The sequence below is a fragment of the Sphingorhabdus sp. genome (assembly GCF_023910635.1).
GTDB lineage: Bacteria > Pseudomonadota > Alphaproteobacteria > Sphingomonadales > Sphingomonadaceae > Sphingorhabdus_B.
On the sequence record NZ_JAAVVZ010000016.1, the window covers coordinates 1 to 26,584 of the forward strand.

General features: G+C 56.6%; 27 protein-coding genes. 12 read left to right on the forward strand and 15 right to left on the reverse strand.

Translation table 11 applies throughout. From position 1 onward, the window contains the following. The 4 genes from HEQ34_RS10045 to HEQ34_RS10060 form a co-directional block, all read left to right on the forward strand. The coding region (locus HEQ34_RS10045) for a SufD family Fe-S cluster assembly protein (RefSeq protein WP_296200071.1) at positions 1-426 on the forward strand (426 nt) is incomplete at its 5' end. Beyond that, positions 423-1,736, forward strand: coding sequence for a cysteine desulfurase (locus HEQ34_RS10050; protein WP_296200072.1), 1,314 nt, complete (start codon positions 423-425; stop codon positions 1,734-1,736). The genes HEQ34_RS10045 and HEQ34_RS10050, both read left to right, overlap by 4 nt. Next, on the forward strand, positions 1,733-2,188 hold the full coding sequence (locus HEQ34_RS10055; RefSeq protein ID WP_296200073.1) for an SUF system Fe-S cluster assembly protein: 456 nt from the start codon (positions 1,733-1,735) through the stop codon (positions 2,186-2,188). Before HEQ34_RS10050 ends, HEQ34_RS10055 begins: the two co-directional genes overlap by 4 nt. Then, the gene (locus HEQ34_RS10060) at positions 2,185-2,541 is read left to right on the forward strand and encodes an iron-sulfur cluster assembly accessory protein (protein ID WP_296200074.1); all 357 of its coding nucleotides are present in this window, start codon (positions 2,185-2,187) and stop codon (positions 2,539-2,541) included. The genes HEQ34_RS10055 and HEQ34_RS10060 overlap by 4 nt, the downstream gene beginning before the upstream one ends. Here HEQ34_RS10060 and HEQ34_RS10065 read toward each other — a convergent pair. Then, positions 2,538-4,925, reverse strand: coding sequence for a S8 family peptidase (locus HEQ34_RS10065; RefSeq protein WP_296200075.1), 2,388 nt, complete (start codon positions 4,923-4,925; stop codon positions 2,538-2,540). The two genes, HEQ34_RS10060 and HEQ34_RS10065, sit on opposite strands and share 4 nt — an antisense overlap. Before the next feature lie 104 nt (positions 4,926-5,029). Here HEQ34_RS10065 and HEQ34_RS10070 point away from each other — a divergent pair, with 104 nt between their 5' ends. The 5 genes from HEQ34_RS10070 to HEQ34_RS10090 all read left to right on the forward strand — a co-directional run bounded on the left by HEQ34_RS10070 (position 5,030) and on the right by HEQ34_RS10090 (position 8,816). After that, entirely contained in the window at positions 5,030-5,704 is a 675-nt protein-coding gene (locus HEQ34_RS10070; RefSeq protein WP_296200076.1) for a pyrimidine 5'-nucleotidase, read from the forward strand. Then, positions 5,701-6,540 carry a 2,3,4,5-tetrahydropyridine-2,6-dicarboxylate N-succinyltransferase gene (gene dapD, locus HEQ34_RS10075; RefSeq protein ID WP_296200077.1) on the forward strand — a complete coding sequence of 280 codons (840 nt, stop codon included), beginning with the start codon at positions 5,701-5,703 and terminating at the stop codon, positions 6,538-6,540. Before HEQ34_RS10070 ends, dapD begins: the two co-directional genes overlap by 4 nt. Positions 6,541-6,776: 236 nt before the next feature. Further along, positions 6,777-6,959 carry a DUF465 domain-containing protein gene (locus HEQ34_RS10080; RefSeq protein ID WP_296200078.1) on the forward strand — a complete coding sequence of 61 codons (183 nt, stop codon included), beginning with the start codon at positions 6,777-6,779 and terminating at the stop codon, positions 6,957-6,959. Between the two features lie 73 nt (positions 6,960-7,032). Then, positions 7,033-8,022 carry a TerC family protein gene (locus HEQ34_RS10085; protein ID WP_296200079.1) on the forward strand — a complete coding sequence of 330 codons (990 nt, stop codon included), beginning with the start codon at positions 7,033-7,035 and terminating at the stop codon, positions 8,020-8,022. Positions 8,023-8,033: 11 nt separating this feature from the next. Further along, complete coding sequence (locus HEQ34_RS10090; protein WP_296200080.1) at positions 8,034-8,816, forward strand: universal stress protein; 783 nt, start codon at positions 8,034-8,036, stop codon at positions 8,814-8,816. A gap of 27 nt (positions 8,817-8,843) precedes the next feature. Here HEQ34_RS10090 and HEQ34_RS10095 read toward each other — a convergent pair whose 3' ends face one another. The 5 genes from HEQ34_RS10095 to HEQ34_RS10115 are packed head-to-tail and all read right to left on the reverse strand — an operon-like array spanning position 8,844 to position 12,832. Beyond that, positions 8,844-9,164, reverse strand: coding sequence for an HNH endonuclease (locus HEQ34_RS10095; RefSeq protein ID WP_296200081.1), 321 nt, complete (start codon positions 9,162-9,164; stop codon positions 8,844-8,846). 33 nt (positions 9,165-9,197) lie between these two features. After that, positions 9,198-10,532: a M20 family metallopeptidase gene (locus tag HEQ34_RS10100; RefSeq protein ID WP_296200082.1), complete on the reverse strand. Its 1,335-nt coding sequence runs from the start codon at positions 10,530-10,532 to the stop codon at positions 9,198-9,200. A 49-nt stretch (positions 10,533-10,581) separates the two neighbouring features. Beyond that, positions 10,582-11,739, reverse strand: coding sequence for a serine hydrolase (locus tag HEQ34_RS10105; protein ID WP_296200083.1), 1,158 nt, complete (start codon positions 11,737-11,739; stop codon positions 10,582-10,584). Next, positions 11,736-12,293 carry a DUF3617 domain-containing protein gene (locus HEQ34_RS10110; RefSeq protein ID WP_296200084.1) on the reverse strand — a complete coding sequence of 186 codons (558 nt, stop codon included), beginning with the start codon at positions 12,291-12,293 and terminating at the stop codon, positions 11,736-11,738. The genes HEQ34_RS10105 and HEQ34_RS10110 overlap by 4 nt, the downstream gene beginning before the upstream one ends. Continuing rightward, complete coding sequence (locus HEQ34_RS10115) at positions 12,290-12,832, reverse strand: DUF3617 domain-containing protein (protein ID WP_296200085.1); 543 nt, start codon at positions 12,830-12,832, stop codon at positions 12,290-12,292. The genes HEQ34_RS10110 and HEQ34_RS10115 overlap by 4 nt, the downstream gene beginning before the upstream one ends. A 166-nt stretch (positions 12,833-12,998) precedes the next feature. On the opposite strand from HEQ34_RS10115, the gene HEQ34_RS10120 reads away from it, so the two are divergent. Together HEQ34_RS10120 and uvrB are read left to right on the forward strand one after the other, a co-directional pair. Continuing rightward, positions 12,999-13,768 (forward strand): IS5 family transposase gene (locus HEQ34_RS10120; RefSeq protein WP_296195893.1). Its coding sequence is split into 2 segments (ribosomal slippage): positions 12,999-13,313 and positions 13,316-13,768, totalling 768 coding nucleotides; the frame shifts between segments, so codons are not numbered across the junction. 208 nt (positions 13,769-13,976) lie between these two features. Further along, positions 13,977-16,163, forward strand: a complete 2,187-nt coding sequence (gene uvrB / locus HEQ34_RS10125) for an excinuclease ABC subunit UvrB (RefSeq protein ID WP_296200130.1) — start codon at positions 13,977-13,979, stop codon at positions 16,161-16,163. A gap of 3 nt (positions 16,164-16,166) precedes the next feature. Here uvrB and HEQ34_RS10130 read toward each other — a convergent pair whose 3' ends face one another. The 5 genes from HEQ34_RS10130 to HEQ34_RS10150 all read right to left on the reverse strand — a co-directional run bounded on the left by HEQ34_RS10130 (position 16,167) and on the right by HEQ34_RS10150 (position 21,451). Continuing rightward, positions 16,167-16,922 (reverse strand): sulfite exporter TauE/SafE family protein, encoded by a 756-nt coding sequence (locus tag HEQ34_RS10130; RefSeq protein WP_296200086.1) that lies wholly within the window; start codon positions 16,920-16,922, stop codon positions 16,167-16,169. Next, the gene (locus HEQ34_RS10135) at positions 16,919-17,335 is read right to left on the reverse strand and encodes a DUF305 domain-containing protein (protein WP_296200087.1); all 417 of its coding nucleotides are present in this window, start codon (positions 17,333-17,335) and stop codon (positions 16,919-16,921) included. The genes HEQ34_RS10130 and HEQ34_RS10135 overlap by 4 nt, the downstream gene beginning before the upstream one ends. A gap of 29 nt (positions 17,336-17,364) precedes the next feature. Next, complete coding sequence (thrS, locus tag HEQ34_RS10140; protein WP_296200088.1) at positions 17,365-19,362, reverse strand: threonine--tRNA ligase; 1,998 nt, start codon at positions 19,360-19,362, stop codon at positions 17,365-17,367. Between the two features lie 111 nt (positions 19,363-19,473). Beyond that, positions 19,474-19,899, reverse strand: coding sequence for a hypothetical protein (locus HEQ34_RS10145; RefSeq protein ID WP_296200089.1), 426 nt, complete (start codon positions 19,897-19,899; stop codon positions 19,474-19,476). A 61-nt stretch (positions 19,900-19,960) separates the two neighbouring features. Then, entirely contained in the window at positions 19,961-21,451 is a 1,491-nt protein-coding gene (locus HEQ34_RS10150) for a hypothetical protein (protein ID WP_296200090.1), read from the reverse strand. A gap of 76 nt (positions 21,452-21,527) precedes the next feature. Here HEQ34_RS10150 and HEQ34_RS10155 point away from each other — a divergent pair, with 76 nt between their 5' ends. Then, on the forward strand, positions 21,528-22,721 hold the full coding sequence (locus HEQ34_RS10155; protein ID WP_296200091.1) for a CoA transferase: 1,194 nt from the start codon (positions 21,528-21,530) through the stop codon (positions 22,719-22,721). 27 nt (positions 22,722-22,748) lie between these two features. Here HEQ34_RS10155 and HEQ34_RS10160 read toward each other — a convergent pair whose 3' ends face one another. From HEQ34_RS10160 to HEQ34_RS10175, 4 genes are all read right to left on the reverse strand, one after another. Next, on the reverse strand, positions 22,749-23,387 hold the full coding sequence (locus tag HEQ34_RS10160) for a TetR family transcriptional regulator (protein WP_296200092.1): 639 nt from the start codon (positions 23,385-23,387) through the stop codon (positions 22,749-22,751). A 27-nt stretch (positions 23,388-23,414) separates the two neighbouring features. Then, positions 23,415-24,287: a crotonase/enoyl-CoA hydratase family protein gene (locus HEQ34_RS10165; protein WP_296200093.1), complete on the reverse strand. Its 873-nt coding sequence runs from the start codon at positions 24,285-24,287 to the stop codon at positions 23,415-23,417. A 121-nt stretch (positions 24,288-24,408) separates the two neighbouring features. After that, positions 24,409-25,191 (reverse strand): SDR family NAD(P)-dependent oxidoreductase, encoded by a 783-nt coding sequence (locus tag HEQ34_RS10170; RefSeq protein WP_296200094.1) that lies wholly within the window; start codon positions 25,189-25,191, stop codon positions 24,409-24,411. Between the two features lie 109 nt (positions 25,192-25,300). Continuing rightward, positions 25,301-26,470 carry an acetyl-CoA C-acetyltransferase gene (locus tag HEQ34_RS10175; protein ID WP_296200095.1) on the reverse strand — a complete coding sequence of 390 codons (1,170 nt, stop codon included), beginning with the start codon at positions 26,468-26,470 and terminating at the stop codon, positions 25,301-25,303. Between the last annotated feature and the right edge of the window lie 114 nt (positions 26,471-26,584).

Here is a 26,584-nt window from a genome sequence, read left to right on the forward strand (position 1 = left end):
ACACAAACGCTCGAGATCATCACGACCGTCACCCATGACGAACCCAGCGCAACATCGTCGCAGATCGTGCGCTCGGTCCTCGCTGGCACCGCGACAGGAACCTATTTGGGCAAGGTCGCCGTCGCCCGCGATGCGCAGCTGACCGACAGCGTGCAGTCAGTGAAGGCCATGCTGCTTGACCGCAGCGCGACCGCCAACGCCAAACCCGAGCTTGAAATCTACGCCGACGACGTCAAATGCGCCCATGGTTGTGCGATTGGTGAGTTGGACCCGATGGGGCTGTTCTATCTGCAAGCACGTGGCATTGCGCCAGCGGATGCAAAGAAGTTGATGTTGCAGGCCTTTGTCGCTGGCGTGTTTGAAGGTGCGGCGGATGAAGAGATGCTGACCGAAGCGGCGTTGAAGAAATTGGGGGAATTGGTGTGAGTGAAATCACCGCCATGTCTCCCCTCCCGCAGGCGGGAGGGGCTGGGGGTGGGCATCCGACTTCAGCGTCAGAAAGTTCGCCTGCGGCTCACCCCACCCCTAACCCCTCCCGCCTGCGGGAGGGGAATGTTCGCGACCAATTCCCCGGCCTTGCCAACAACTGGCATTATCTCGACACCGCCGCGACCGCCCAAAAACCGCAGGTCGTGCTCGACGCGATGATGCGGGCTGGCGGCGTTGATTACGCAACCGTGCATCGCGGTGTGTATGCGCGGTCGGCGAATATGACTGTGGCATTCGAAGCGGCGCGGGATCGCGTGGCGCGCTTCATGGGCGCAGCTTCGTCCAATGAAATCGTTTTTGTGCGTGGTGCCACCGAAGGCATTAACTTGGTTGCGCATAGCTGGGGCCCAGCGAACATAAAGGCGGGCGACCGCATCATGCTGAGCCAGTTGGAGCATCACAGCAACATCGTGCCATGGCAGATGCTTGCCGAGAAGGTTGGCGCGCATATCGATGTCTGTCCGTTGACCGCGGACGGCCAAATCGACCTCGACTGGTTAGAGACGCATTTGACGCCAGCGCATAAGATGGTCGCGTTGGCGCATGTGTCGAACGTGCTTGGATCAGTGCTCGACGCGAGACGCGCAGCAGATGCCGCGCATGCGGTTGGTGCAAAATTCTTGCTCGACGGCTGCCAGGCGGCACCGCGGATGCATTTGAACATGGCGGACCTCGCCTGCGATTTCTACGTCATGTCCGGGCATAAATTGTACGGCCCGACGGGTATTGGCGTGCTTTGGGCGCATGCCGATATGCTTGAAGCGATGCCTCCATGGCAAGGCGGCGGCGCGATGATTGACCGGGTGACGTTTGAAAAGACGACCTACGCCCCTGCGCCTTCACGGTTTGAGGCGGGAACGCCGATGATCATTGAAGTCATTGGATTGCACGCCGCTATCGACTTCATCGACAGCTTTGGCCCGGAAGCCATTTTCGCGCATGAAAGCGCGCTGGCCGCGCAGACGCGCGATGCTTTGCGTGCGATCAATTCGATCACTTTATACGGTCCTGAACAATCGGCGGGGATTGTCTCCTTCTCAATGGAGGGCGTGCATCCGCATGACATCGGCACGATATTGGACGAAGAAGATGTCGCCATTCGCGCTGGCCACCATTGTGCGCAGCCGTTGATGGACCATTTGGGCGTGCCGGCCACCGCGCGGGCGAGCTTTGGGATTTACAATGATGAAGATGATGTCGCGGCTTTGGTGCGCGGCCTCGAACGGGTGAAGAGGATTTTTGGATGAACGAGAACATCCGCATACAATTAGTCGATAGCGTAGAAAAACCCCCAAAGGCGCGGGTGGAAAGCGCAACCGATGCGTCCGAACGTAAGAAAGATTATCTGGAAGGCTTCCTTGCGCAAAAGCCAGCCGCGCCCGCACCAAGCGAGCCCGATGGTGATTTGTACGAGGCGGTGATTGCTGCGCTTAAGGAAATATATGACCCCGAAATTCCGGTGAACATTTATGACCTTGGCCTGATTTACAATGTCGAGATCAATGATGGCCATGCTGTCGTGTCGATGACACTGACGACGCCGAATTGCCCTGTTGCAGAATCGATGCCTGGCGAAGTTGAACTGCGCGTTGGCGCGGTGCCCGGCATTGGCGATGCCGAAGTGAATTTGGTGTGGGAGCCAGCATGGAGCCCAGCCAATATGACCGATGAAGCCCGTTTGGAGCTTGGAATGTTATGACCGATGTGAAAACACGTGCACGCCCTGCGGCAGTTATGCTCACCGCGGCATCCGAAGCGCGCATTGCCGAACTGATGTCCAAGGCACCCGAAGGGGCAATTGGCGTGAAGCTTTCCACCCCGCGCCGTGGCTGTTCGGGCCTTGCTTACTCGGTCGATTATGTGACTGAGGCCGTCGCGTTCGACGAAAAGATCGAAACCCCAGGCGGCGTGCTGTATATCGACGGCGGATCCGTCCTTTATCTCGTTGGTTCAATCATGGACTGGGTCGAGGATGAATTTGCCGCAGGCTTTGTGTTCACCAACCCCAATGCGACGGGAAGTTGTGGATGCGGAGAGAGTTTTACCGTTTAGAAGTCGAATTTGAGCCGGAAGGCGATACCCACATCATCGGGTGCGTTTTCAAAGTGCCCCGGTTCCTGCCGCCAGAACAGATTTGACGAGAAATGGCCGCCATATATCGGCACGCCCCATACAAGCTCGCTGGCAATCTCCTGCCCCTTTGGTGCCAGCGAAATCTGGCGGACAGCCAATGTCGTCCCAAGCGTTGCATAATCATACGCCACAGGCAGATTGAGGGCGAGTCCGCCGCGTGTGACGCGCAAGGGCTGCGCAATCCGGAACGCAATGCGATCACCGCGCGTCAACACATGAGCACCCGACAGGTCCAGCGAAAAGGCGTTGCTTTGCAGCGAGCTTCGAGCTGTTAGCGACGCGCCGGCATTGGCGTTGGTCCATCCCTGCCGCCAGCTTGCGCCAAGCGACCAAGCGCCAATCAATGTGACATCAGCCCGGCCATCGACAAACAGGCTGCGTGCGCCATTTTGGCCAATGAAGTTAGCGAACCTTGCGCCAAGCACGGTTGCGTCTTCGCGCATCCAATTTGCACCAAAGGCGAATGACGCTGGACCAATCTTCCGATCCAGCGAGACGCCGACAAAGGCATAAGGATAACGATTGTCTGTGTGGCGCAAAAACGCCGCGCCGCCGCGTTCGAACACAGGTGCATGGCCTGCCTCAACGCTGCCTGTCAGGCCAAAGCGCCCAAGTTGCTGGCGCAACGCAAATGACTGACCGGGTGCACGTTCGAACCCGCCCTCCATGCGCGCATCTGTCGCGGTCAGGAAAGCGCTGCTAGACATGCCCTGCAACGCCGCAACCTGTCCAGCAGCCGCTTGGCGGATGCCAAGGCTAAACCGGGTGTCGCGTGCAATGGCGGCACTCACGCGCCCCGCCAGAATACGCGCTTGGTTTTGCTGCCCATATGACAAAAGCAATGGCGAAAGGCCCACGCTTCCGGCGTTGCTGGCGCTGATGGAAAAGGCAATGTCGGTTGTTCCGCGTGATATGCTGACGGATCGTCCCTGATCCACCAGAGCAGGCGCCAGCCGAAGACGCGCCGGGCTTGCGCTTATCCCTTCGGCAATGTTGATGTCATATGCACGGCCATAGCTGTCCAACACCACCGCATTTGCGGACATGGGGGACAACGCAGCATCACCCATGGCCGCTGATGTTGTGCCGCCATTTCCGCTAAGCGGAACTGCCATAGTTGTGCCTGCAAGCGACGTTTTACCTACAGGTGCAAAGGCGCGGCCAATATCCAATATGCCGCGTCCGTAAATCGCATCCGTGCCAGGTGCCCCGGCGTCACGCGCTGATGACAAGAGCAGATTTACAATCTGTGCGCCCGTGAGATTGGGGAAGGCTTGTGCCAGCAAAGCTGCGGCACCAGATATCTGTGGCGCGGAATAGGACGTGCCATTGAACACCCGCACAGAGGTCCCATCATTCGCAACTAAGCGGTAAATAGCGTCGTTGCGATATTCGCAGCAAATGCCTTGGCCCAGCGCGGACAACACCGCGTTTTGGGCAACCCCCGCCTTGTTGCTGAATTTTGTTATTATATTATTGTCATCAACGGCGGTGGCAATGATGACAAGCCCGTTGCCGTTGGCCAATAATGATTGTGCAAAGGGGCTTGGGCTATTCGGCTCAAAGGCGGGGTCTAATTTATCTCCCTCATTGCCTGCTGATACGACCACCACAACGCCAGCCGATGTTGCACGATTTATCGCGGAACGCAGCGCGCTACTCGCGCCGCCCGCGCCACCGAGCGAAATGTTAATGACGCGTGCTTTATTATCCACGGCACGGTCAACGCCAGTGGCAATTGCAGAATCGAAGAACGAACACCCCGCTTCGTCAACACCCTGGGCCGTCGGGGCGCAGCTTCCCGCTTGATCGGCCCGCAATGCCAATATTGTGGCGTCAAACGCTATACCGTGGATGTCGCGATCATCTTTGGCGGCAGCCAAAACGCGCGAAACGCTTGTGCCATGACCATCGTCGTCGCCAAGCGGCCGGCCCGCGCCCGTTACATCCCCCGACTGCGCATGGATTCGGCCCGCAAATTCGTGGCTATTTGGGTCAATTCCTGAATCAACTATACCAACGGTAACATCGCGGCCACTGGCCCCCGCTTGATAGGCGGTGATCGCCCGATGAAAATCTGGACCATCCGAGCGGAGATATTCCGGGGTTGCAAAACTTATCGTTGGCGGAGGCGGAGGTGGCGGCGCAGGGGGTGGTGCTGGAGGTGCTGGTGGTACGTCCGCTGTAGGAGGAGGCGGCACGGGTGTCGAGCCTACACCCCCTCCGCCGCAAGCAGACAGCGCGAGCGCAAAAATGACAGAGCTGCCGATCGCAAGTTTACGACCAATGCGTGGTTCATGCATAAAAATGCGACTTTCAGCGATTGAATTTACATTTAAGCACTATTCGCCTTAACTTATCCTAACGTCCCCGTTGAGTATAGATGGGTTTCTGGCTAGGTGGCTGGATGCATTTATCTTTCAGTAATATCGACAATTGGATTTTTGATCTAGACCTTACCCTTTATGGGCCAGAGGCGAATATTATGGCGCAAGTTCGGGACCGAATTGCGTTGTATGTTGAACGGTTTTTCAACATCGATTCTGATGCTGCGCATCAAATTCGTCACGCTTATTGGAAGAAATATGGAACCACGCTGGGCGGATTGATGACCGAGCATGCGGTCGACCCGCATGGATATCTTGATTTCGTCCATGATGTGGACATGACCCTATTGCAGCCTGCCGCCGATTTGCGCGACCAGATCGAGGCTTTACCGGGGCGCAAGTTGATTTTCACGAACGCAGATGCGCCTTATGCGCAGCGGGTTCTGACCGCGCGCGGCCTTGATGGCGTGTTTGAGGATATATTCGACATTCACCGGATGCAGCATCTGCCCAAGCCTGCGTCGGCGAGTTATGATAGGCTGTGCACTGAGCTACATATCGATCCGACCCGCGCACTTTTTGTCGAGGATTCGGCCCATAATCTTGGTCCGGCCAAAGCCTTGGGCATGACAACTATTTGGGTGAATCATGACGTCGAAGCTGATAGCGGTTGCGAAGAACCATTTATTGATCATGAGATTGCCGACTTGAGCGGGTGGCTTTGCGCACTCCATGCCATTGAAAGAACTATATGACTGACCAACTTGCCACGATCATTGACGCTGCATGGGATGCACGCGACGGCATTTCCAGCTTTACCCAAGGCGAAGTGCGCGACGCGGTGCAGACGGCCTTGGCTGGCCTAGATGACGGGTCGTTCCGCGTCGCTGAGAAGCTTTCGGGTAGTTGGCAGGTCCACCAGTATTTGAAAAAAGCTGTGCTTTTGTCGTTCCGCCTGAATGACAATATTGTGGTCGATGGTGGAGCGTCCGGTGCGCCTGCTTATGACAAGGTTCCGTCTAAATTCGGCGGTTGGGATGCCGACCGTTTCCGCAATGCAGGTTTCCGCGTCGTGCCCGGGGCCGTGGCCCGACATGGCAGCTATATCGGCAAAAACGTCATCCTGATGCCAAGCTTTGTCAACATTGGCGCGCGCGTGGATGAAGGGACGATGGTCGATACATGGGCTACCGTCGGCAGTTGCGCGCAAATCGGCAAGAATGTGCATTTGTCCGGTGGCGTTGGCATTGGGGGCGTTTTGGAACCACTTCAGGCTGGACCAGTAATCATAGAAGACAATTGCTTCATTGGTGCGCGGTCGGAGGTTGTCGAAGGCGTGATCGTCGAAGAAGGCGCCGTGCTGTCCATGGGCGTGTTCATCAGTTCAACCAGCAAGATTATCGATCGCACGACAGGCGAGATATTCGTTGGCCGCGTCCCCGCTTACTCGGTCGTGGTGCCAGGCTCAATCCCCGGAAAGGCCTTGCCTGACGGCAGCCCTGGACCCAATTTGTCCTGTGCCGTCATCGTCAAACGCGTCGATGCGCAGACCCGTGCAAAGACCGCAATCAACGACCTGTTGAGGGATTAACTCGACGAGCCGAGTTTCTTGTGTGGCAATCGTCTTGCAATTCTGACTGAATCGCTCCATAGCATTTGGGCGGACCGGGCCCCTCTGACGCTCGCTTCTTCGGAAGGAACGTGATGTCGGCCGCATCGGATGTTTCCGGTGCAGTGGTCAGGCGGTCTTCAAATACCCCCGAAATACGCTTGGCCATGCCCGGAACATCCGATTGAACTTAAACTTATGTTCAAAGAGGATGAGCTATGACTTTTTCGTCATTTCGATTGATGCAATATCACCAGAAGATTGACCGCGAATTGCGCGCAGAAATCACCCGGCGTTGGCCAGATGTTTTTCGCGTTCAAAGGCTGAAGCGGCTTAAACTGGCAATCAAGGATCGCCTTGAGAGTCATACAAAAGCGCCATTGCGTCTTAACAAAATCTAACATTTCAAACTTAGCCGCCACGCGGATTGTCGTCCGCGTGGCGCATAGCATTAAGTAAAACAGGAAATATTTCATGGAATTTTTGACGATGGACTGGTTGGGGACACCAGTTTGGTTTTGGCTCGCTTTTCTAAGCATCGTTGTTGCGTTGACAGCCTTTGACCTTGGCATCCTGCACAAGGAGGACAAGGAAATGGGCATCGCCGAAAGCCTGAAGCTGTCCGCTTTTTATATCAGCATTGCCATGCTGTTTGGCCTATGGGTCTGGTTTCAAAAAGGCGCCGACTTCGGCATGAAATATTATACAGGCTTTTTCATCGAAAAGGCGCTGTCGATTGACAATGTCTTCGTCATCAGCCTGATTTTCACCTTCTTTGCGATACCGCGCAAATATCAATATCGCGCGCTTTTGTGGGGCATTATCGCGGTCATTGTGTTGCGCGGCCTCATGATCGCTGCTGGCGCGGCTATTGTGCAGGAATATTATTGGACGCTGTATATCTTCGCGGCCTTCCTCATCGGAACCGGCATCAAGATGCTGTTCACTGGTGATCAGGAAATGGACGTCGCCAAAAACCCGGTCGTCAAATATATCTCGACACATATGCGGGTGACCAAAGAGCTTCATGACGAGAAGTTTTTCGTCAAGGTGCCGGACGAGAAGACCGGCAAGATGGTCCGCGCAGCGACGCCCTTGTTCCTTGCGCTGGTCGTCATCAACCTTGCCGACTTGGTGTTTGCGGTAGACTCGGTGCCAGCGATCTTTGCGATCACCACCGATACCTTCATTGTCTATACGTCGAACATCATGGCCATATTGGGCCTACGTGCGCTGTATTTCGCATTGGCGGCGATGGTTCATCGTTTCCATTATCTGAAATATGCGCTGGCGCTGGTTTTGGTCTTCATTGGGTCCAAGATTTTCGTGTCGGACTTCCTGATGGAAGGCGACAAATTCCCGCCGGTGTTGAGCCTTGGCGTTACCTTTGGCCTTATCTTGGGCGGCATCCTGTTTTCCCTCTGGAAAACCAAGGATGACGGCCATTCACAAGCATCCCATTAAGGAGAAAACAGATGGCGATGAAATCAATATTTCTCTTTGCACCTGCCGAAACAGCTCTGGGGAAGAAAGGGCCAGTGGGTTTTGCCATTAGCCTCGCTAAGGCGTACGGCGCACAGCTGACGATTTTCACAGTTGCGCTCGATGTTACGACGCCTGAACGCCACACAGATACACAGGCGGTGGCATTGGATTTGCGTTCTGCTGCTCAAGCGGCGGGTGTAGAATGTACGTTAATCACCGAACATTCGCATGCCTTGGGCGTCCACGAAGTTGTGGCTGAACATGCGCGATTGCATGACATAAGCGTTATTGGCAGCCAAGAATCGGGGCTTTTGAACGAGCGGATGGTTGCCGAATATCTTATGTTCGAAAGCGGCCGACCAGTGATTGTTGTACCCGAAGCCTATGATGCGCCCTACCAAAATGGGGCATTGGGCATCGCTTGGGATAACACCCCAGCCGCTGCGCGCGCGCTGGGCGATGCCATAACCCTGCTTGGTCCTGAACAAGTGCATTTCATCACCATCGTGGGCGAAAAGCCGCTGCCAACAGACATGGATAACCAGGCACTTGTCCAAGTTGTTGCCCGACGCGGCGTCAAGGCGGACCATATAAACGCTGCGCTGTTCGGACGCACTATTGGGTTAGCGCTACAACAAGAAGCGGTTGCCGCTGGCTCCCACATGCTCATCATGGGCGCCTTTGGGCACTCGCGATTACGCAGTTTTATATTGGGCAGCGCCACAGCGGACATTCTGCAAAGCAGCACGATGCCCACCCTGTTCTCTCACTGAACGCACAAACAGCAGTGGATTAGAAGGCTAACGCCGGTCTTTGGTCGGTGCGTTAAAGTCGGGCGGTTTGTTGGCTATCCAGTCGACAAACCGCCCGATTTCGTCATGCGCCAATAAAGCGCCGACAGTGGCGAAGCGCTTTTCAAGATCGCTGTTGGTGAAATTGGCGTGAATGGTCCGGTGGCAGATCGGGTGCACCGGTTGCCGCTCTTTCCCGCCCCGGCTTTTCGGCACGGGATGATGCCATTCGGTCACATTACCCATTGGGCGCGCGCAGAGCCAGCAGCTCAATTCTGGCTCCGCTGACACTTCGTCCGCTTCGTAATGATCGCGAATTTTGCGCGCCATAATGGCTTTTCCTATACTCTGCTTGGCCAGCGATCAGTTTTTGCTTGGCCCAAGCAAATCGAGCACCGCAGCGGTCGTTGCCTCAATCCCCAGCCGCACGGATGATTCCGGATCAATTTTGAACAAAGGCGAATGGTGGCCAGCCACGGAAGGTCCGCCATTCTTTGCGGCAGCGATCCATTCAGGCTTCGTCCCGCCAACAGCGAAATAATAGCCCGGAATGCCATGTTTCTGATCCACGAAGAAGGCAAAGTCTTCGGCGCCCATTGTCGTCTGGCGGAATGGTGTCACCACATCCTTACCCAAGGCATCGGCAATAGCCCCGTTCAAGCGGCGGGCAAGCGCGCCGTCATTGACCGTGACCGGCGTGCTTTCCGTCACTGTAACAATCGGCAACTTGTCTGCGGGCAAGCCATGTGCCGCGCCAATGCCCTTGGCAACGCGCTCAATGGAGGCAATCAACTGGTCGCGCACCGCCTGATTGTTGGAACGCACCGTTACCTGCAAGTCCGCATATTCGGATATGATATTATGCTTTGTTCCGGCGTGGAAAGCGCCAACGGTAATCACGCCGGGGTCCAATGGTCCCTTTTCGCGGCTGATGATCGATTGAAGGCCGACAACGATCTGCGAGGCAATATAGACCGGGTCGCGGCCCAAATGGGGCGCTGCGCCATGGGTGGCAATGCCGGGAACGCGAATATCAACGCTGTCGGCCGACGAATATTGAATACCTTCTGACGCGGAGATTTTACCGGTCTCAAGCTCTGCTGCGACATGGAAGGCCAATGCATAATCCGGCTTTGGAAAACGGGTGTAGAGCCCGTCTGCTATCATCGCCTTTGCGCCGCCGACGCGTTCTTCGGCAGGTTGAACGATGAACAATACTGTCCCCTTCCAACGATCCTTCATCCGCGCCAACTGGCGCGCTGTACCCACCAATGAGGTGATATGCACATCATGGCCGCACGCGTGCATCACGGGCATTTCAAGGCCATCGATCCCGACCTGTTTCACCGTCGACGCATTGGCAAGACCGGAGCGTTCTTGCACAGGCAGACCGTCCATATCCGCACGGACAAGGACGACTGGTCCATCACCGTTTTTCAACATACCAACGACGCCGGTGCCGCCGACTTTCTCGGTGACGACCATTCCGGGCACGGCGCGCAGTTCCTGCGCCATACGCGCGGCGGTTTTAAATTCGCGGAATGACAATTCAGGGTTGCGATGAAAATGGTCCCACAGGCTCGCCAGCGACTTGTCATAATCCGCCTTAATCGACTCTGCGTAATCTGGCTGCGCGACTGCTGGCGTTACGACCAACGCGCTGGCCAAGAATGCGCCCAAAATAGACCTTTTAATCATCTTACTTCCTCCTGTTATCTAAGTTTTCCGTTATCTATCGCCAACGCTATCATGGACACCGGTCAAAGCAATGCCCAACGGCGGAAAATTCATCGACCATAGTCACGTAGCGGTAAAAGCCCCTGCGTTCGGCAGGGTTGATCCAAAAGCCCGCACGCAGCGAATACGCCTCCCCCACATGGCCGAACCAGCGATGGCCAGCCTTGTCGGTCAACCAATGCACGCCAAGGCCATAGCCGGTAAAATAGCCCTTATCATCATCACCATTTTTGCCGTCAAAGGTCCAGACAGGGCCAATCATCTGCGCGAAACTTTTGCGCGACAATAAAGGTGCGCCATCGCGCAACAGCAATTGACCGATTTTTGCCAGATCGCCCGCCGAAATACGTAATCCGCCCTGCGGGCTGAAAGCCGACCCGTTGCGACCAAGCACATAGAGCTTATCAACGTCACAGCTTCCGTCGCTGGCGGGGTAAACCGCGCATGGGTCAGGCCCGTTCATCGGCGCATCGCGCGCTAGGTCTCCATTGGGTCGCAGCAAAGTGACCGCCTGCGCACGCCGCCCGTCGCTGCACCCGGCACCCCAATTATAGCAGGCATCCAGCCCAAGCGGCGTCAGCACCAGCCGCGCCATCAGCCGGTCAAAGCGTTCACCTGTTGCCCCCTCCATCACCGCCGCGATCAACGGCGAATTTATATTGGCGTAAGAAAAATATGTGCCCGGCGCGTGGTTCAGTTCCCATGCCTTTGGGTCGACAAGCACGGCCTCAAGACTGCCATCAAGCGGCACGATATAATCCACAGAGTCACGTAAACCGCTTTGATGCGATAACAAAACGCGCAAGGTAATTGGTGCATCGGGAAAGGCCGGATTGCGGACACGCCAACCCAGATAGTCATTCACGTCGCGATCGAGATCAAGAGTGCCTTGTTCCCATAACCGCATGACGCCAATGGCGACCACCAGTTTTGAAATCGACGCGACCCGCGCCGGATCATCTATGGTCACTGGCCGCCCGGCAACGCCGGCATCGCCCTCGACTATCGCGGGGGTGATGCTGTCCGATGTGAAATCGACTTTGACCACTGCGGGCCGGATATTGGCCTGGCCAGACAGCGTTTCCGCACCGCCGGTCGTTGCACATCCGGAGGCTATAACCACGGCCAGCGTTGCGCAGACCAACCTTAAGCGGCGCAGATGCATCATGACGCGGGGCAGGCACCCATATATTTGCCCCTTGCCGTGCCCTGCATGGCGACCTTTCCGACCATCGGCAGGCGGACATCTAATGTGCTGTCATAGTTGAATTCGGTTTCGCCCATGACGCCGGCAAGTTCCATGTCCACGCTGCCCATGCTATCCATGCCGCAAGACAATTTCATGCGCACATTTTGTCCGGAAATATCAAACGCCTTGTAAACGCATTTTTCAGCGCCGGTGCCGCCAAAGAAATCCGCACCTGGTTTTTTCGCTTCGGCATCGGTCAGGCAACTTTGGCTGGAGGCGCTTTTCGCCAGTTCGTCCATGATCCGCTGCTTTTCGGCTTTACCCAGCGTCGAAACATTGATGTCCGCAAAAACGAAATTGGTTTCCCAAAGCCCGGGCTTCATCGGAATGAACGCATCATAATCCATTTCGGCCGCGCGCTCTTGGCTGTCGATGATGCCGTTGCCGTCCTTATCCGCGCTGCTGTCGGCGCAAGATGCCAAACCCAGCACGGCCATTGCGGGCAACACCGCCTGTGTCATAATCATCTTCATGCGGGGCAGTCTCCGACGCGCTTTCCTTCGATCTTACCGGTCATCTTGACTGCACCCATCGGCGTGCCGTCAGTGTTCTGTTCAATGCTCATGGTGTAGGTTTCAGCGCTGAATTTGCCATCCATTTTGCTCTTCACAATTATTGGGCCCGCAGGTTTACAGGTCATAGCCATCTTCACACCGGCAGTAGAACGGTCGAGCGCTTCAAAGGTGCAATTGGCCTCCGGCTGCGCGCCAAAAAACTCCATACCGGGCTTGTCGACTTGCGCTTGCGTCAGGCAGCTGCGCTGGGTCACGCCTTGGCCCATTTGCGTCTTGAGGGTTTCCTGCATTGCGGCGGAGGCACCGGGCGCTTCAATTTTATCGAAACTAATTTTTACCTCCCATAGGCCGGGTTTCATCGCCATCGCGCCACCATCTGCCATTTCGGTCGCTGCTTCGGCGTCGCTGATTTTGCCGTCGCCATTGGTGTCGGCACCCTTGTCGGCACAGGCGGATAACGCCAGCGCGGCGGCGCTTAATAGGAAGAATTTATGCATTGAACTATCCTCTCGTCTGTCCTGACCCTTAGTGTCGCCGCATGCCCCAAAAGGCAACAGCGATAAACAATGCCGCTGAAAGGTCACACTAGGTCACATACTCATAAATTGGATTCCCAAAGTGATTGATATCTGATTCAATGCTTTTTCTGGAAGGGAGAAGCTGATGGCACGGTTTGATTTGACAGATTTCGAGTGGTTGGTGATCCAGCCTTTGTTGCCGACCAAGGTGCGTGGCGTGAAGCGGGTTGATGATCGGCGGGTTTTGAACGGGATATTCTGGCGGTTACGCACTGGCGCGCCTTGGGCGGATATTCCGGCGCGATACGGTCCGTATACGACCTGTGTGAACCGGTTCAACCGCTGGCGCAGAGCCGGTGTGTGGAAGCATATATTGGATGCAGTTTCCGTGGCTTACGAAGGCAATATCCAGATGATCGACTCGTCTTCGATCCGGGTTCATCAACATGGAGCCAATGGTAAAAAAAAGACCAGCGATCCCGTTGCATGGGTCACTCGCGTGGCGGCCTGACCACCAAGATACATGCACTGGTCGATGCGATGGGCATGCCGATCATGCTCAAGCTGACCGAAGGGCAAGCCGCCGATGGTCGCAGTGCAGCAGACATGTTCGATACCGTCGGCAAAGGGGATATCCTGCTCGCCGACCGGGCTTATGACTCCGATGCGTTGCGCGCCGAAATGGAGGCGCGCGGTGCCAGGGCCAATATCCGCGCCATGCCGCAACGCGTGATCAAACCGGCATTTAGTCACTTCCTCTATAAGCAACGCAACCTCGTCGAGCGCTTCTTTAATAAACTCAAGCATTTCAGAGCAGTTGCCACGCGATACGATCAAAGAGACGATAATTATCTCGCCTCTGTCCAACTCGCATCAATCCGGATCTGGTTGAGACATAATGAGTCTGTGGCCTAAGGTCTCACCTAAAACGCCTGCTTTTGCCGCGAATAACGCCCGTATAAACCTCGGTTGCGTCTGTATTCATCCCAACGCCTTTACGTCCCTTATTCATGGCGAAGGATAAAACAAATATCTGCCGTGTAGGAAAGTAAATTTGTTGCATCGCGCCGCAATCCTGCCCACGCCTCTTGCCCTTGCTGCGTGCAAAGCACATATAGCGAACATGGCAGAGCTCATCATCCGCCGTGGGCTGGAAGAACCGGACACGGTTGGCACCTTCACCCCGCACCGCCCGGAACGCCCGTCCAAGCTGGAGGGAGGCAGGCCTTTTAAGATCGTGTCGGATTATGCGCCGGCCGGCGACCAGCCGACGGCCATTCGCGAACTTGTCGAAACGGCACTGACGGGGGAAAAGAATCAGGTTCTGTTAGGCGTCACTGGATCGGGTAAGACCTTTACCGTGGCGCAAGTCATTGAAAAATTGCAGCGTCCGGCGCTTATCCTTGCGCCAAACAAGATACTGGCGGCGCAGCTATATGGCGAGTTTAAAAGCTTCTTCCCCGACAATGCAGTGGAATATTTCGTCTCTTATTATGACTATTACCAGCCCGAGGCCTATGTCCCGCGTAGCGACACCTATATCGAAAAGGAATCGAGCGTAAACGAGGCGATTGATCGGATGCGCCATTCGGCGACTCGGTCTTTGCTGGAACGCGACGACGTGATCATTGTCGCTTCGGTGTCATGTATTTACGGCATCGGCTCCGTCGAAACATATTCTGCGATGATTTTCGACCTGAAAAAGGGCGAAAGCGTTGATCAGCGTGAATTGATCCGCAAGCTTGTCGCGCTTCAATATAAGCGCAACGACATGGCCTTTGGCCGTGGTAATTTCCGCGTGCGCGGCGACAATCTCGAAATATTCCCATCGCATTACGAAGATACCGCGTGGCGCGTCAGTTTCTTTGGCGACGAGATTGAGGAGATTGCCGAGTTCGACCCGCTGACCGGCAATACAGGCGCGAAGTTGAACAGCGTGCGCGTTTACGCCAACAGCCATTATGTCACCCCCGGTCCAACGATGAAGCAAGCCAGCGAAGCAATCCGCTTTGAGCTGACTGAGCGGTTGAAGGAGCTTGTTTCCGAGGGCAAATTGCTGGAGGCGCAGCGATTAGAGGAGCGGACCAATTTCGATCTTGAGATGATTGCCGCAACGGGTTCATGTGCTGGCATCGAAAATTATTCGCGCTTTCTAACGGGCCGCTTGCCGGGTGAGCCACCGCCGACCTTGTTTGAATATCTGCCCGACAATGCGCTTTTGTTCGTTGACGAAAGTCACCAGACGGTGCCGCAAATTGGTGCAATGGCCAAAGGCGACCATCGGCGAAAGCTGACCTTGGCCGAATATGGCTTCCGCCTGCCGTCGTGCATCGATAACCGGCCACTGCGTTTCAACGAATGGGACATTATGCGCCCACAAACGGTGTGCGTTTCGGCAACGCCGGGCGGGTGGGAAATGGAGCAATCGGGCGGCGTCTTTGCCGAACAGGTCATTCGTCCAACGGGACTGATCGACCCGCCGGTTGAGATCAAGCCTGTCGAAGACCAAGTGCAGGATTGCATAAACGAATGCCGCAAAACGGCGGAAGCGGGATTCCGCACGTTGGTCACCACGCTGACCAAGCGCATGGCGGAGGACTTGACCGAGTTCATGCACGAAGCGGGGCTGCGCGTGCGATATATGCACAGCGATGTTGAGACTTTGGAGCGCATTGAACTGATCCGCGACCTGCGGCGCGGGGTGTATGACGTGCTGGTGGGTATCAACTTGCTGCGGGAAGGTCTCGATATTCCCGAATGCGCGCTAGTCGCGATATTGGATGCCGACAAAGAAGGTTTCCTGCGCAGCGAAACGTCCTTAATCCAGACGATCGGCCGCGCGGCGCGCAACATTGAAGGCCGCGTGATCCTATATGCCGACCGTATGACCGGCAGCATGGAGCGCGCCATTCGCGAAACCGACCGCCGCCGTGAAAAGCAGCATGCTTACAATATCGAACATGGGATCACCCCGGCCACGATCAAGCGCGACATTCACGACATCGTCGCCGACACGGCCAGCCGCGATTCGGTGCTTGTCGAGATTGACGCCGACGGTGCCAACAACCTCGTCGGGCATAATTTGCGGGCCTATATTGATGATCTGGAAAAGAAGATGCGCGCTGCAGCCGCCGATCTGGAGTTCGAAGAGGCTGGCCGCCTGCGCGACGAAATCAGGTCTTTGGAGGCAAGTGAACTTGGCCTGCCGCACCCGCAGCATGTTGCTGCCCCCAAGGGCCGCGCCACCGAAGGCCAGCCCGGCACACGCAAAATGCGTTATGGCAAAACGCAGCGCAAGTTCGGGAAATAAGCTTTAATTCAGTAACCGCAAAACGGCCGAAAGCCCGGCAAGGCCAAGAACACCAGCGACAAAACTGCGCCACAAGGTCGGTGGCACCCGGCCAAAGGATTTCGCGCCAAGCCAGTTGCCCAGCAGCACCGACGGGAACAGCAACAACGATAACCACAACAGGCGCGCGTTCGCCAATCCAAGGACATAAGCGGATATCGTGCCCGCAATCGCGGTGGCGAAAAACACCAGCATCATGGATGCCCGCGCTTCCTTGGGCGGGATAGGCTGGCGCAGATAAAAGGGCACCACGGGCGGGCCCGGCATCGCGGCAAAACCGGTCAATATGCCCGAGGCGATTCCCGTTAGCGCCGTTTCCTTCGGCCCGGGACGCAGTCCCCCGCGTTGCGGCAGCAGCACGAGCACAAACGCCCCAATCGCGATGGCAGCAATCATCAACCGCGCAACATCTGGGCTGGTATGCATCAACAGCCAAATCCCCAGCGGCGTTGCCAACATGGCAAAAACCGCAATCATCAACGCGCTTTGCCGGTGCGCGTCGGCGTAAATGACTTTCAACCCAACAGGCCCAATCAGCACCTGAAGCAATATGCCGATGACCACTGCCTCACCCGGCTTCACAATCAACCCGAACAAAGGCACAAGAATGATGGCCATGCCAAAGCCAGTCAGCCCACGAATATAGGCCGCGCCAAAAGTCATCGCCGCCAACAGCAATGCTTGCGCTGTGGTAATTCCAATCAGGTCTTGAATGTTCAATGCCCCATGGCGGCATGGTCAGCGGCGGTCATCGGCTTTTGTGCAGCCACGCCGTTTTTGTCGAGCCATGCCTGCATGTCCTTCATCTCGGCTTCTTGCGCGGCGATGACCTTTTGCGCCAGCGCGCGCACTTCGGGGTCCTTGCCATGCTCCAGCGCAACCTTCGCCATGTCAACCGCGCCCTTATGGTGCGGGATCATGCCTTGCATGAAGGCAATATCGGCGTCGGCATTGATATTGCCCATGCCGACATGCATCTTGTCATTGGCCGCAGCATAAGCCTTTTGCGCGGCATTGTAGCTGGCGGTCGCATCTGCTGTTGCCGCTGGGGTTTCGGCGGCTTGTTCCGCCGCGGGTTGCTGACACGCGGCCAAGAAAAATACCCCTGCAAGCGTCAATGATAGTGTTTTCATCACATTCTCCTTGAAAGACGTCTATTGGTTCAACGCAAATCGGGCGGCGTTGCTTCATGCTTGAGCATATCAATCGCCTCTTCGAGCGTCATGATACGCTGGCCATCGGAGCCAAGGCTGCGGATTGCGACCTTGCCCTCTTCTGCCTCACGCATGCCGACCACCAACAAATGCGGCACCTTGGCAACGCTATGTTCGCGCACCTTGTAATTGATTTTTTCGTTGCGTGTATCGGCCTCAACACGAATGCCCGCCGCCTTCAACTTCGCGGTGACATCATGCGCATAGCCATCGGCCTCCGACGTAATCGTCGCGACCACGGCTTGCACAGGCGCGAGCCAGACTGGGAACCGGCCGGCGTAATGCTCGATAAGGATACCGATAAAGCGTTCATAGCTGCCGAAAATCGCGCGGTGCAGCATGACCGGCCGGTGGCGTGCGCCGTCCTCACCAACATAGCTTGCGTCGAGACGCTCGGGCAATACGCGGTCGGATTGAATCGTGCCCACCTGCCACGTCCGGCCAATCGCGTCGGTTAAATGCCATTCCAGCTTTGGCGCGTAGAAGGCACCTTCGCCGGGCAGTTCTTCCCAACCAAATTCGGACGTCGCAAGGCCAGCGCGGACCACGGCATCGCGCAGTTCGTTTTCCGCTTTGTCCCAATCCGCGTCCGAACCGAAGCGTTGTTCAGGACGCAGAGCGAGCTTGATCGAATAGGTAAAACCAAATTCCTTGTAGACCCGATCGGCCAGCGCGCAGAACGCCTGCACCTCTTCGACAATCTGGTCTTCGCGGCAAAAGATGTGCGCGTCATCCTGCGTAAACTGACGCACGCGCATCAGGCCATGCAACGCACCATGCGGTTCGTTGCGGTGGCAACAGCCATTTTCGTAAATGCGCAAGGGTAAGTCGCGATAGGACTTAATACCTTGGCGGAAAATGAGAACATGCGCAGGGCAGTTCATCGGCTTCAACGCCATCCAGTCGGCATCGCCCGAAATCACGGGGCCTTCATCGTCGACATTGGGCACTTCATCAGGGATCACGAACATATTGGCGCGATATTTGCCCCAATGCCCCGATTGCTCCCATTGCCGTGCGTCCATGACTTGCGGCGTTTTGACTTCTTTATAACCAGCGCCGTCAATCGCGCGGCGCATATAGCCTTCAAGTTCGCGCCAGATCAGATAGCCATTGGGATGCCAGAACACCGAACCATGCGCCTCTTGCTGCAAATGAAACAGGTCCATCTCTTGGCCCAGACGGCGATGGTCGCGCTTGGCGGCCTCTTCCAACCGGAGAAGATGCGCGTCCAATTGCTTTTTATTTAGCCAGCCCGTGCCGTATATCCGGCTTAATTGCGGATTATTCTGGTCGCCGCGCCAATAGGCACCCGCCACCCGCGTCAGCTTGAACGCCGCAGGGTCCAACTTACCCGTCGAGGCCAAATGCGGACCACGGCACATGTCCATCCAGTCATTGCCGGACCAATAGACGGACAATTCCTCGCCCTCCGGCAATTCCGCCGCCCACTCTGCCTTGAAACTTTCGCCCGCATTTTGCCAACTCGCAATCAAGGCGTCACGCGCCATGACTTCACGGCGCAGCGGCTTATCGGCGCGGATGATCGCGCGCATGTGTTCTTCTATCGCGGGCAGATCATCCATTGTGAACGGCCCGCGTGTGGCAGGTGCCATGACGTCATAATAAAAACCGTCATCGGTCGATGGGCCAAAGGTGATTTGCGTGCCCGGATACAGCGCCTGCACCGCCTCTGCCAATATATGCGCGAAATCGTGCCGGGCGAGCTCAAGCGCATCCGCCTCGTCGCGGCTGGTCACCAACGCCAACTGGGCATCGGCCTCAATCGGGCGCATGATATCGCGCAATTCGCCATCGACGCGCGCCGCAATCGCTGCCTTGGCTAAACCCGGGCCAATCGCGGCGGCAATGTCCGCAGGGGTAGTCCCGCGCGCGACTTCACGGGCAGTGCCATCGGGAAGGGTAATGCGGATCATCTCGGACATGGAGTATCTTGCTTTCAACTGCGGTTAGAAGCGCCCCTTTGCCAGCCCAGAGGCGAAGTCGCAAGTGCGCTAAGTGTCCCCGAACAAGACCCCTCATCGCAGTAAGCGCGACTAATCGGTCGTCTTCTCGCTTCGATAAGGCACGAATTCGCCAAGGCTGCAAACGCCGCCGGTCATGCCGCTTGTCCGGTCCACCAGACGGATGATGTCGCCTTTGCATTTCTGGCTGCCAAATTGTTCGGACACAATGATGTCATTGTCCCGCGCAAGTCCGCTGCAAGCGGATCGCAAGTTGTTTTGATACACCAAGCGGCCGGATACGCGGTAGAGCAGGATATTGTCGCTAACACGGATGGTGTTGGTGGCGTTAAAGTCGCTGATACAATTTACCGGCTTGCCCGCGACCTTGCCGTTCAGTTCTTTCATCAAGACTGCGCTCTGTTTCTCGGTCAGCGGCTTTGGCGTGCTGTCCACTTGTCCGCACGCAGCGACCAGTGTCAAAGGAAAGGCAAAGAGGGCCAATTTGAGAATGTGCATCGATTTTCTCCAGATCACGCGAGCAGCATAACATATACCCAGCAGGATGAACCACAGATTATCAGACAAATGTCGCAATATGGCGTTTTTCGCCCGGGGTGACGTAAACGACCGCGTTGCCAAGGTCGGTATCCACCGGACAATCGATCACCGCCATCGCCCGCGCGCCACCTTCGGTTTCCAGCAGAGCCGTCGCCGGACCAAAACCGTCCTTGCCCGCCGGTCGCACAAAGCTGCGCACCCGCGCCGTGCCCTGCGGCGCATCATCGAGCGCGCGCGGTGTGGGGGCATAGCCCTTTGCCACGTCGCCGGACCATGGAACGCTGGGCTGCGTTGCGGTGTAAATACCGACCGCTTGCTTTGACATCACGCCGCCATTGGCCGTTAATATGGCGGGCTTGGCCCCATCACGGCGCAGTGCATCGACCATCGCGGCGATATTATACATGGCAAAGCCATTGCCCGGGCCGCCAAAAAAGCTCAGCCCGCCGGTGAGCGTATAATCACCAAGCGCCCGGCCTGCATCCTGCATACTGTCCACTGCCGCGAAGACCGCGCAGGGAAAGCAGCTATAAATGTCGACCGGGCCAAGGTCGGTCACGGCAAGGCCCGCTTGACCCAGCGCCGCAGGAATGGCGAAATCGAGCGCAGCGGAACGATGGATAACGGCACGTTCGGACAAGGGTGGCTCTGCGGCCTCGGCAGCGCCCGCCAGCCACACCCATTTGTCTTGCGGAACACCCAAATCGCGCGCCTTGCCTGCGCTGGTCAGGATGACCGCGCCACCCAGATCGACCGCATCCTGCGCCACATGCCAGCGCCGGTAGATGTCGGTCAGCGGGTAATTGGCATTGTCCCCGCTTTGCAGCGCTTCGGGGGATCGAAAACCGGGGAATTGTGCATGGAGCCGTGTTTCGGCCTTAACGGAGAAAGCGGACCATAAGGCCGCCATCTCGCGGGCATAAGCGGCACCGTCAAGGCCGAGCGCCATCCGCCGCGCATTTTCAATGAGGCTATACGCCAGCGGCATCGAAATGATGCCATGGCGTATTTCGGTGCGGCTTAGAATCGGGAAGCTGGACAGCCGATTGTCGAACGGGGTGTCCGAAGGAAGGCTCCAGTCCAAGGATACCCCCGCCTTACGTGCGCGCTTGGCAGTGCCCGTCGCTTCAGCCGCGACCAACACCGCCATGTCGCAAGTACCGCGCCTTATGTCACCGGCCAGTTCGTTCAACATCGCCTGCGGGCTTTGTCCGCCAACATCGGCATAGATCAGGCGTTTTGCCGTAATCCCACCCGCAGCGCCAAAGGCCTCAGGCGCGTTATCGGGAGAGCCGGTGCCAAGGCTGACGCCGCTATCCTCGAACGTGCGGATGGCGGCGATGGTGTGAATCACGGCGGCAACGGCTTGCGACTGCCCAGTATCGGCGAGTGCCACTTTGATGGCGGCTCCCGCCAGTTCGCGTGGGGCAGGCCATTCGCCAGCGACGGTTTTCCGGCTGGCCTCACCTACGCCGATGATCACTGGCGCGCGCGCGTCAAAATTGCCCATGTTGCTCTCCAGATTATCTCTTAACTGCACGCTTAAATATGCTAGCAGTTGATGCAAGGACTTTGGGAGAGCGCACATGGCGAAATGGCCGAAATTGAAATGGGACACAGAACCAACCGGGCCGTTGAAGGGCATTAAGGTCGTTGACATGGCCACGGTCGTGCTTGGGCCTTATGCCACGGTGCAATTGGCCGATCTGGGCGCCGAGGTTATCAAGATCGAAAATAGCCAGGGCAATACGCCGGGCGACATGATGCGCCATGGCGGCGATTCGCCCACCAAGCAGCATGGGCCGATTTTCACCGCGCTCAACCGCAACAAAAAAGCGATCAACCTCAACATCAAAAAGCCCGAAGACAAAGCCGTTCTTGAGGCATTGTTGGAAGAGGCCGACGTCTTCATCCACAATGTCCGTATGGCTGGCGTCGAGCGACTTGGCTTTGGCTATGAGGCGGTGAAGGCGATCAACCCCAATATCGTCTATGTGCATTGCGCGGGCTTTGGCGCGGGCGGTGCCTATGGCGAGCGGCAGGCATATGACGACCTCATTCAGGCCGCTTCGGGCTTTGCCGCCTTAAGCGAACAGCGCGATGGTGGACGGCCAACTTATTCCCCCAGCCTTGTCGCCGACAAGGTCAGCGGCCTGTTTGCCGCCAACGCCACGATGGCAGCATTGCTTGGCCGCGCGGGCGGACAGGGCGGGCAGTTTGTCCAAGTACCGATGTTTGAATGCTTCACCTGGTTCAACATGGTGGAAAATCTGTGGGGCGAAACCTTCGTCCCCGGCAATGGCCGCATGGGCTACACGCGCTCGGTCAACCCGCGCCGGCGGCCTTATCCGACCAAGGACAGCTTTATTGCCATCGTCCCTTATAATGACCGGCAATGGGCGACATTTTTTGAACTGGGCGGGCGGCCCAATGTCTTCGACGACCCGCGCTTTTCAACCTATCAGGAGCGCACTAAGCACACCGGCGAATTATATGCGTTGATTGAGGAAGTCAGCGCGACGCGGACCACCGCCGAATGGCTTGACCTATTGGCGCAGCATGACATTCCGGCGATGAAATATAACCGCATGGCCGATGTGCTGGCCGATCCGCATTTGGCCGATGTCGGGTTTTTTGAAGAACGAGAATCGCCGGACATCGGCAAATATCGGTCGATGAAGCATCCCGTGCATTATGCCGGGACGCCGGTATCCAATTACGCCCATCCGCCAATGCTGGATGCCGACGGAGATGAGATTAAGGCCGCATTGGGGATGTAATCCCTCTCCCACAGGGAGAGGATAAACCTAAACCAACAACCCGCGCATGATCAGATCAATGGTATGCTCGCGATAGGCATCGCGCATATTCTCGTCGAAATCGTCTTGATTGTAACAATGGCGAAGCACCAACCGTGATGAATAGAAACGGTCGGCTGCGCCTGTTACCGTGAAGTAAAAAAATTGCGGGTCGGTTTTGCGAAACTTACCCGCCTTTACGCCCTGCGTAATCAGCACTTCATAAACGTTAGAAATCGGCTTGAGATACAGTTCCGCAATGCGCGCGGCTTCGGCAGGGGCGCTGTCGCGGACCATGCGCATCAACAGGCGGTTGAGGTAAGGAAAGGCGTGATAGGTGTCGATCACCGCGCCAATATGGACACGCAATTTGTCGGCAGGCGGCATGTCTTTGGCCACCAAAGCACCAAGCCTTTGCACGATATTGCCCATGTCGCGATCAAGCAACGCCAGCATCAGGCCATTTTTATTACCGAAATAATATTTGACCAGGGCACTGTTCAGTCCAGCACGAAGCGACAATTCGGATAGCGAGAGGTCAATCGTATCACCTTCGCGCATGATCTGGCTGGCGGCCTCGATCAATTGATCGCGCGCCGTGTTGCCATCGGATGAATCGCTTGCCAGTCTTGGTCCTGTTGTTGCCATTGGTGCCCGCTCCCCATTTACCTAAGGTTACTTATAAACAGGTTCGTCCCACCATGGGAAGAAGTCAGGCAAGTCTGTGGAAACTTTGTCGGGGTAGACCGGACTGCGTTTCTCCAGAAAGCTGGCGATGCCCTCTTTTGCATCGCCGGACCGCGAACGGCGGTAAATTGCCCGGCTGTCAATGGCATGCGCGGCCATCGGGTGGTCCGCAGCAGACAGCCGCCACAACATGGCGCGCGTCAGGGCAATGGATACCGGCGCAGTATTATCCGCTATCTCACGCGCCAGCACCCGCGCCGCTTCCATCAATTCGGTCGGCGCATGGACAGAGCGGACGAGGCCGCCATTCAACGCCTCGACGGCATCGAACACCCGACCCGTCATGCACCATTCCAACGCCTGTTGCATGCCAACCAAGCGCGGCAGGAACCAGCTAGAGGCCGCCTCTGGCACAATCCCGCGCCGCGCAAAGACAAAGCCGAAGCGCGCAGTGTCGCTCGCCAAACGGAAATCCATCGGCAATTGCATCGTTGCGCCAATGCCCACCGCCGCGCCGTTGATTGCGCCAATGACAGGCTTTTTGCACTGGAATATCCGCAACGTTAGCCGACCGCCGGAATCGCGCACGCGTTCGTCCGAAAGCGATTCGACCTGTGATCGGCTGGCGAACACATCGCCGCCCGCGTCCGGTGTAAGGTCCGCGCCCGCACAAAAGGCACGTTCACCTGCCCCCGTTACAATGACCGCACGCACAGCATCATCAGCGTCCACCAAATCAAACGCCGCGCACATCTCGCGCATCATCACATTGGTGAATGCATTCATCTTTTCGGGACGATGCATGGTGATGGTCGCGATGCCGTCGGCGACAGCATATTGGATTTGGGTGAATTCGGTCATGGCAATTGGCCTCGCAATGAAAACGAAGCCCTGAGCAGCGGTCGCATAACAGATGCGCCAGTCAAAAGGCGTTGCGCTAACAACTCAGGGCTTGGGGTTATTTTTCATGGATAAGTGGCGTTTAGCGGGGCGCCATGCGGATCGCACCATCAACGCGCACATCTTCGCCGTTGAAATACCCACATTCGATCATCGTCATCGCAACGTGCGCAAATTCATGCGGGTGGCCAAGGCGCTTCGGGAACGGCACCGATGCAGCAAGGGCGTCTTTTACGGTTTGTGGAGCACCATTCATCAACGGCGTGTTGAAAATGCCCGGCAGGATGGTGTTGATGCGAATGCCTTCGCTCATCAAATCGCGCGCGATTGGCAAGGTCATACCGACAATGCCGCCCTTGGATGCGGAATAGGCCGCTTGCCCCATCTGGCCGTCCTCAGCCGCCACCGACGCGGTGTTGACCATCGCGCCACGTTCACCATCTTCCATCGGCTCCAGTGTCAACATGCCCGCTGCCGACTTGGCGATGCAGCGGAACGTGCCAACAAGGTTGATCTGAATGATGCGGTCAAAGGCATCGAGCGGGAAATGCTTGATCGATCCGTCTTCCTTCGAACGGCTGGCGGTCTTAGCCGCGTTGCCCGTTCCAGCGCAATTTACCAAGATACGTTCCTGACCATGGCCTGCGCGTGCCTTAGCAAAGCCAGCATCAACGCTTTCGTCGCTGGTGACATTTACGTTGCAAAACACGCCGCCAATTTCAGCGGCAAGCGCTTCGCCCTTGTCGGCTTGCAAGTCGAAAATCGCGACCCGCACACCCTTTGCCGCGAGCGCCCGTGCGGTTGCTTCGCCAAGTCCCGATGCGCCGCCAGTGACGACGGCTGCGACTGTTGAATCCAATTTCATGTAAATTCCTTTTCCAAATACCGTAGTGCTGAGCTGCGTCGAAGCGCGTTTAACCGATAAGCGCCCTTCGACAGGTTCAGGGCTACGGTGAAGTTTATCTGGTCGCGAGTTAAACCCGTTCAATAATCGTGACATTGGCCTGACCGCCGCCTTCGCACATTGTTTGCAGGCCATAGCGCCCGCCACGTGCTTCCAGCGCATTCAGTAATGTTGCCATCAACTTCGTTCCCGACGCACCAAGCGGATGGCCAAGTGCAATTGCGCCGCCATGAACATTTATCTTCGAACGATCGCCGCCTATGTGCTTGAGCCAAGCCAAAGGCACCGGTGCAAAGGCTTCATTGACCTCATACAAGTCAATGTCGGATATTTTCATGCCCGAACGCTGAAACGCGCGGTCGGTTGCGAACAATGGTTCTTCCAACATGATGACGGGGTCACCCGCCGTCACCGTCAGGTTGACGATCCGCGCGCGCGGGGTCAGGCCATGTTCTTTCAACGCCTTTTCCGATACGATCAGAACCGCGGATGCGCCGTCGCAGATCTGGCTGGCGTTGGCGGCGGTAATACTCCCGCCTTCCTGAAGCAACTTCACGCCGGACAGGCTTTCAAAGGTCGCGTCATAGCGGATGCCTTCGTCTTTATTGTGGACGAACTTGCCCTCTGGCGTATCGACTTCCACGCCGACAATTTCATTGGCAAATGCACCGCTTTGCGAGGCCGCAATCGCCTTTTGATGCGATTCTAACGCGAACTGGTCGAGGTCTTCGCGGGTAAAGCCATATTTTTTGACCAGCATTTCAGCGCCCATAAACTGGCTGAACATGATGCCGGGATAGGCTTCTTCCAAACGCGGGCTTTTGTACGTGCCCATGCCTTCTTTTTTGAACAGCATGGATGTCGAGCCCATCGGCACGCGCGTCATGCTTTCGATACCAGCGGCAAGCACAATGTCCTGCGTGCCTGACATGACGCCTTGGGCGGCAAACATCATCGACTGCTGTGATGATCCGCACTGGCGGTCAATGCTAACCGAAGGGATCGAATTTGGCAGGCGCGACGCAAGCACGATGTTGCGACCAACGTCGCCCGCTTGCTCGCCACCCTGCATGACGCATCCCATGATAACGTCTTCAATCGCCGCAGGGTCAAAATCATTACGGTCGGCAATAGAATCAAGAACCGCAGCGCCCAAATCCACCGGATGCACACCGGCAAGCTTGCCGCCACGACGGCCACCTGCGGTACGAACCGCATCCACAATATAGGCGTCTGCCATAGTCACTCTCCTGTTGTTCGAAATTTAATCAAACGATTAAACTTTGAAGGGGGAGAGTCAAGTTCGGATTATTCTCCCCATCGACTTGCGATGGGGAGGTGGCGCACTTACGCA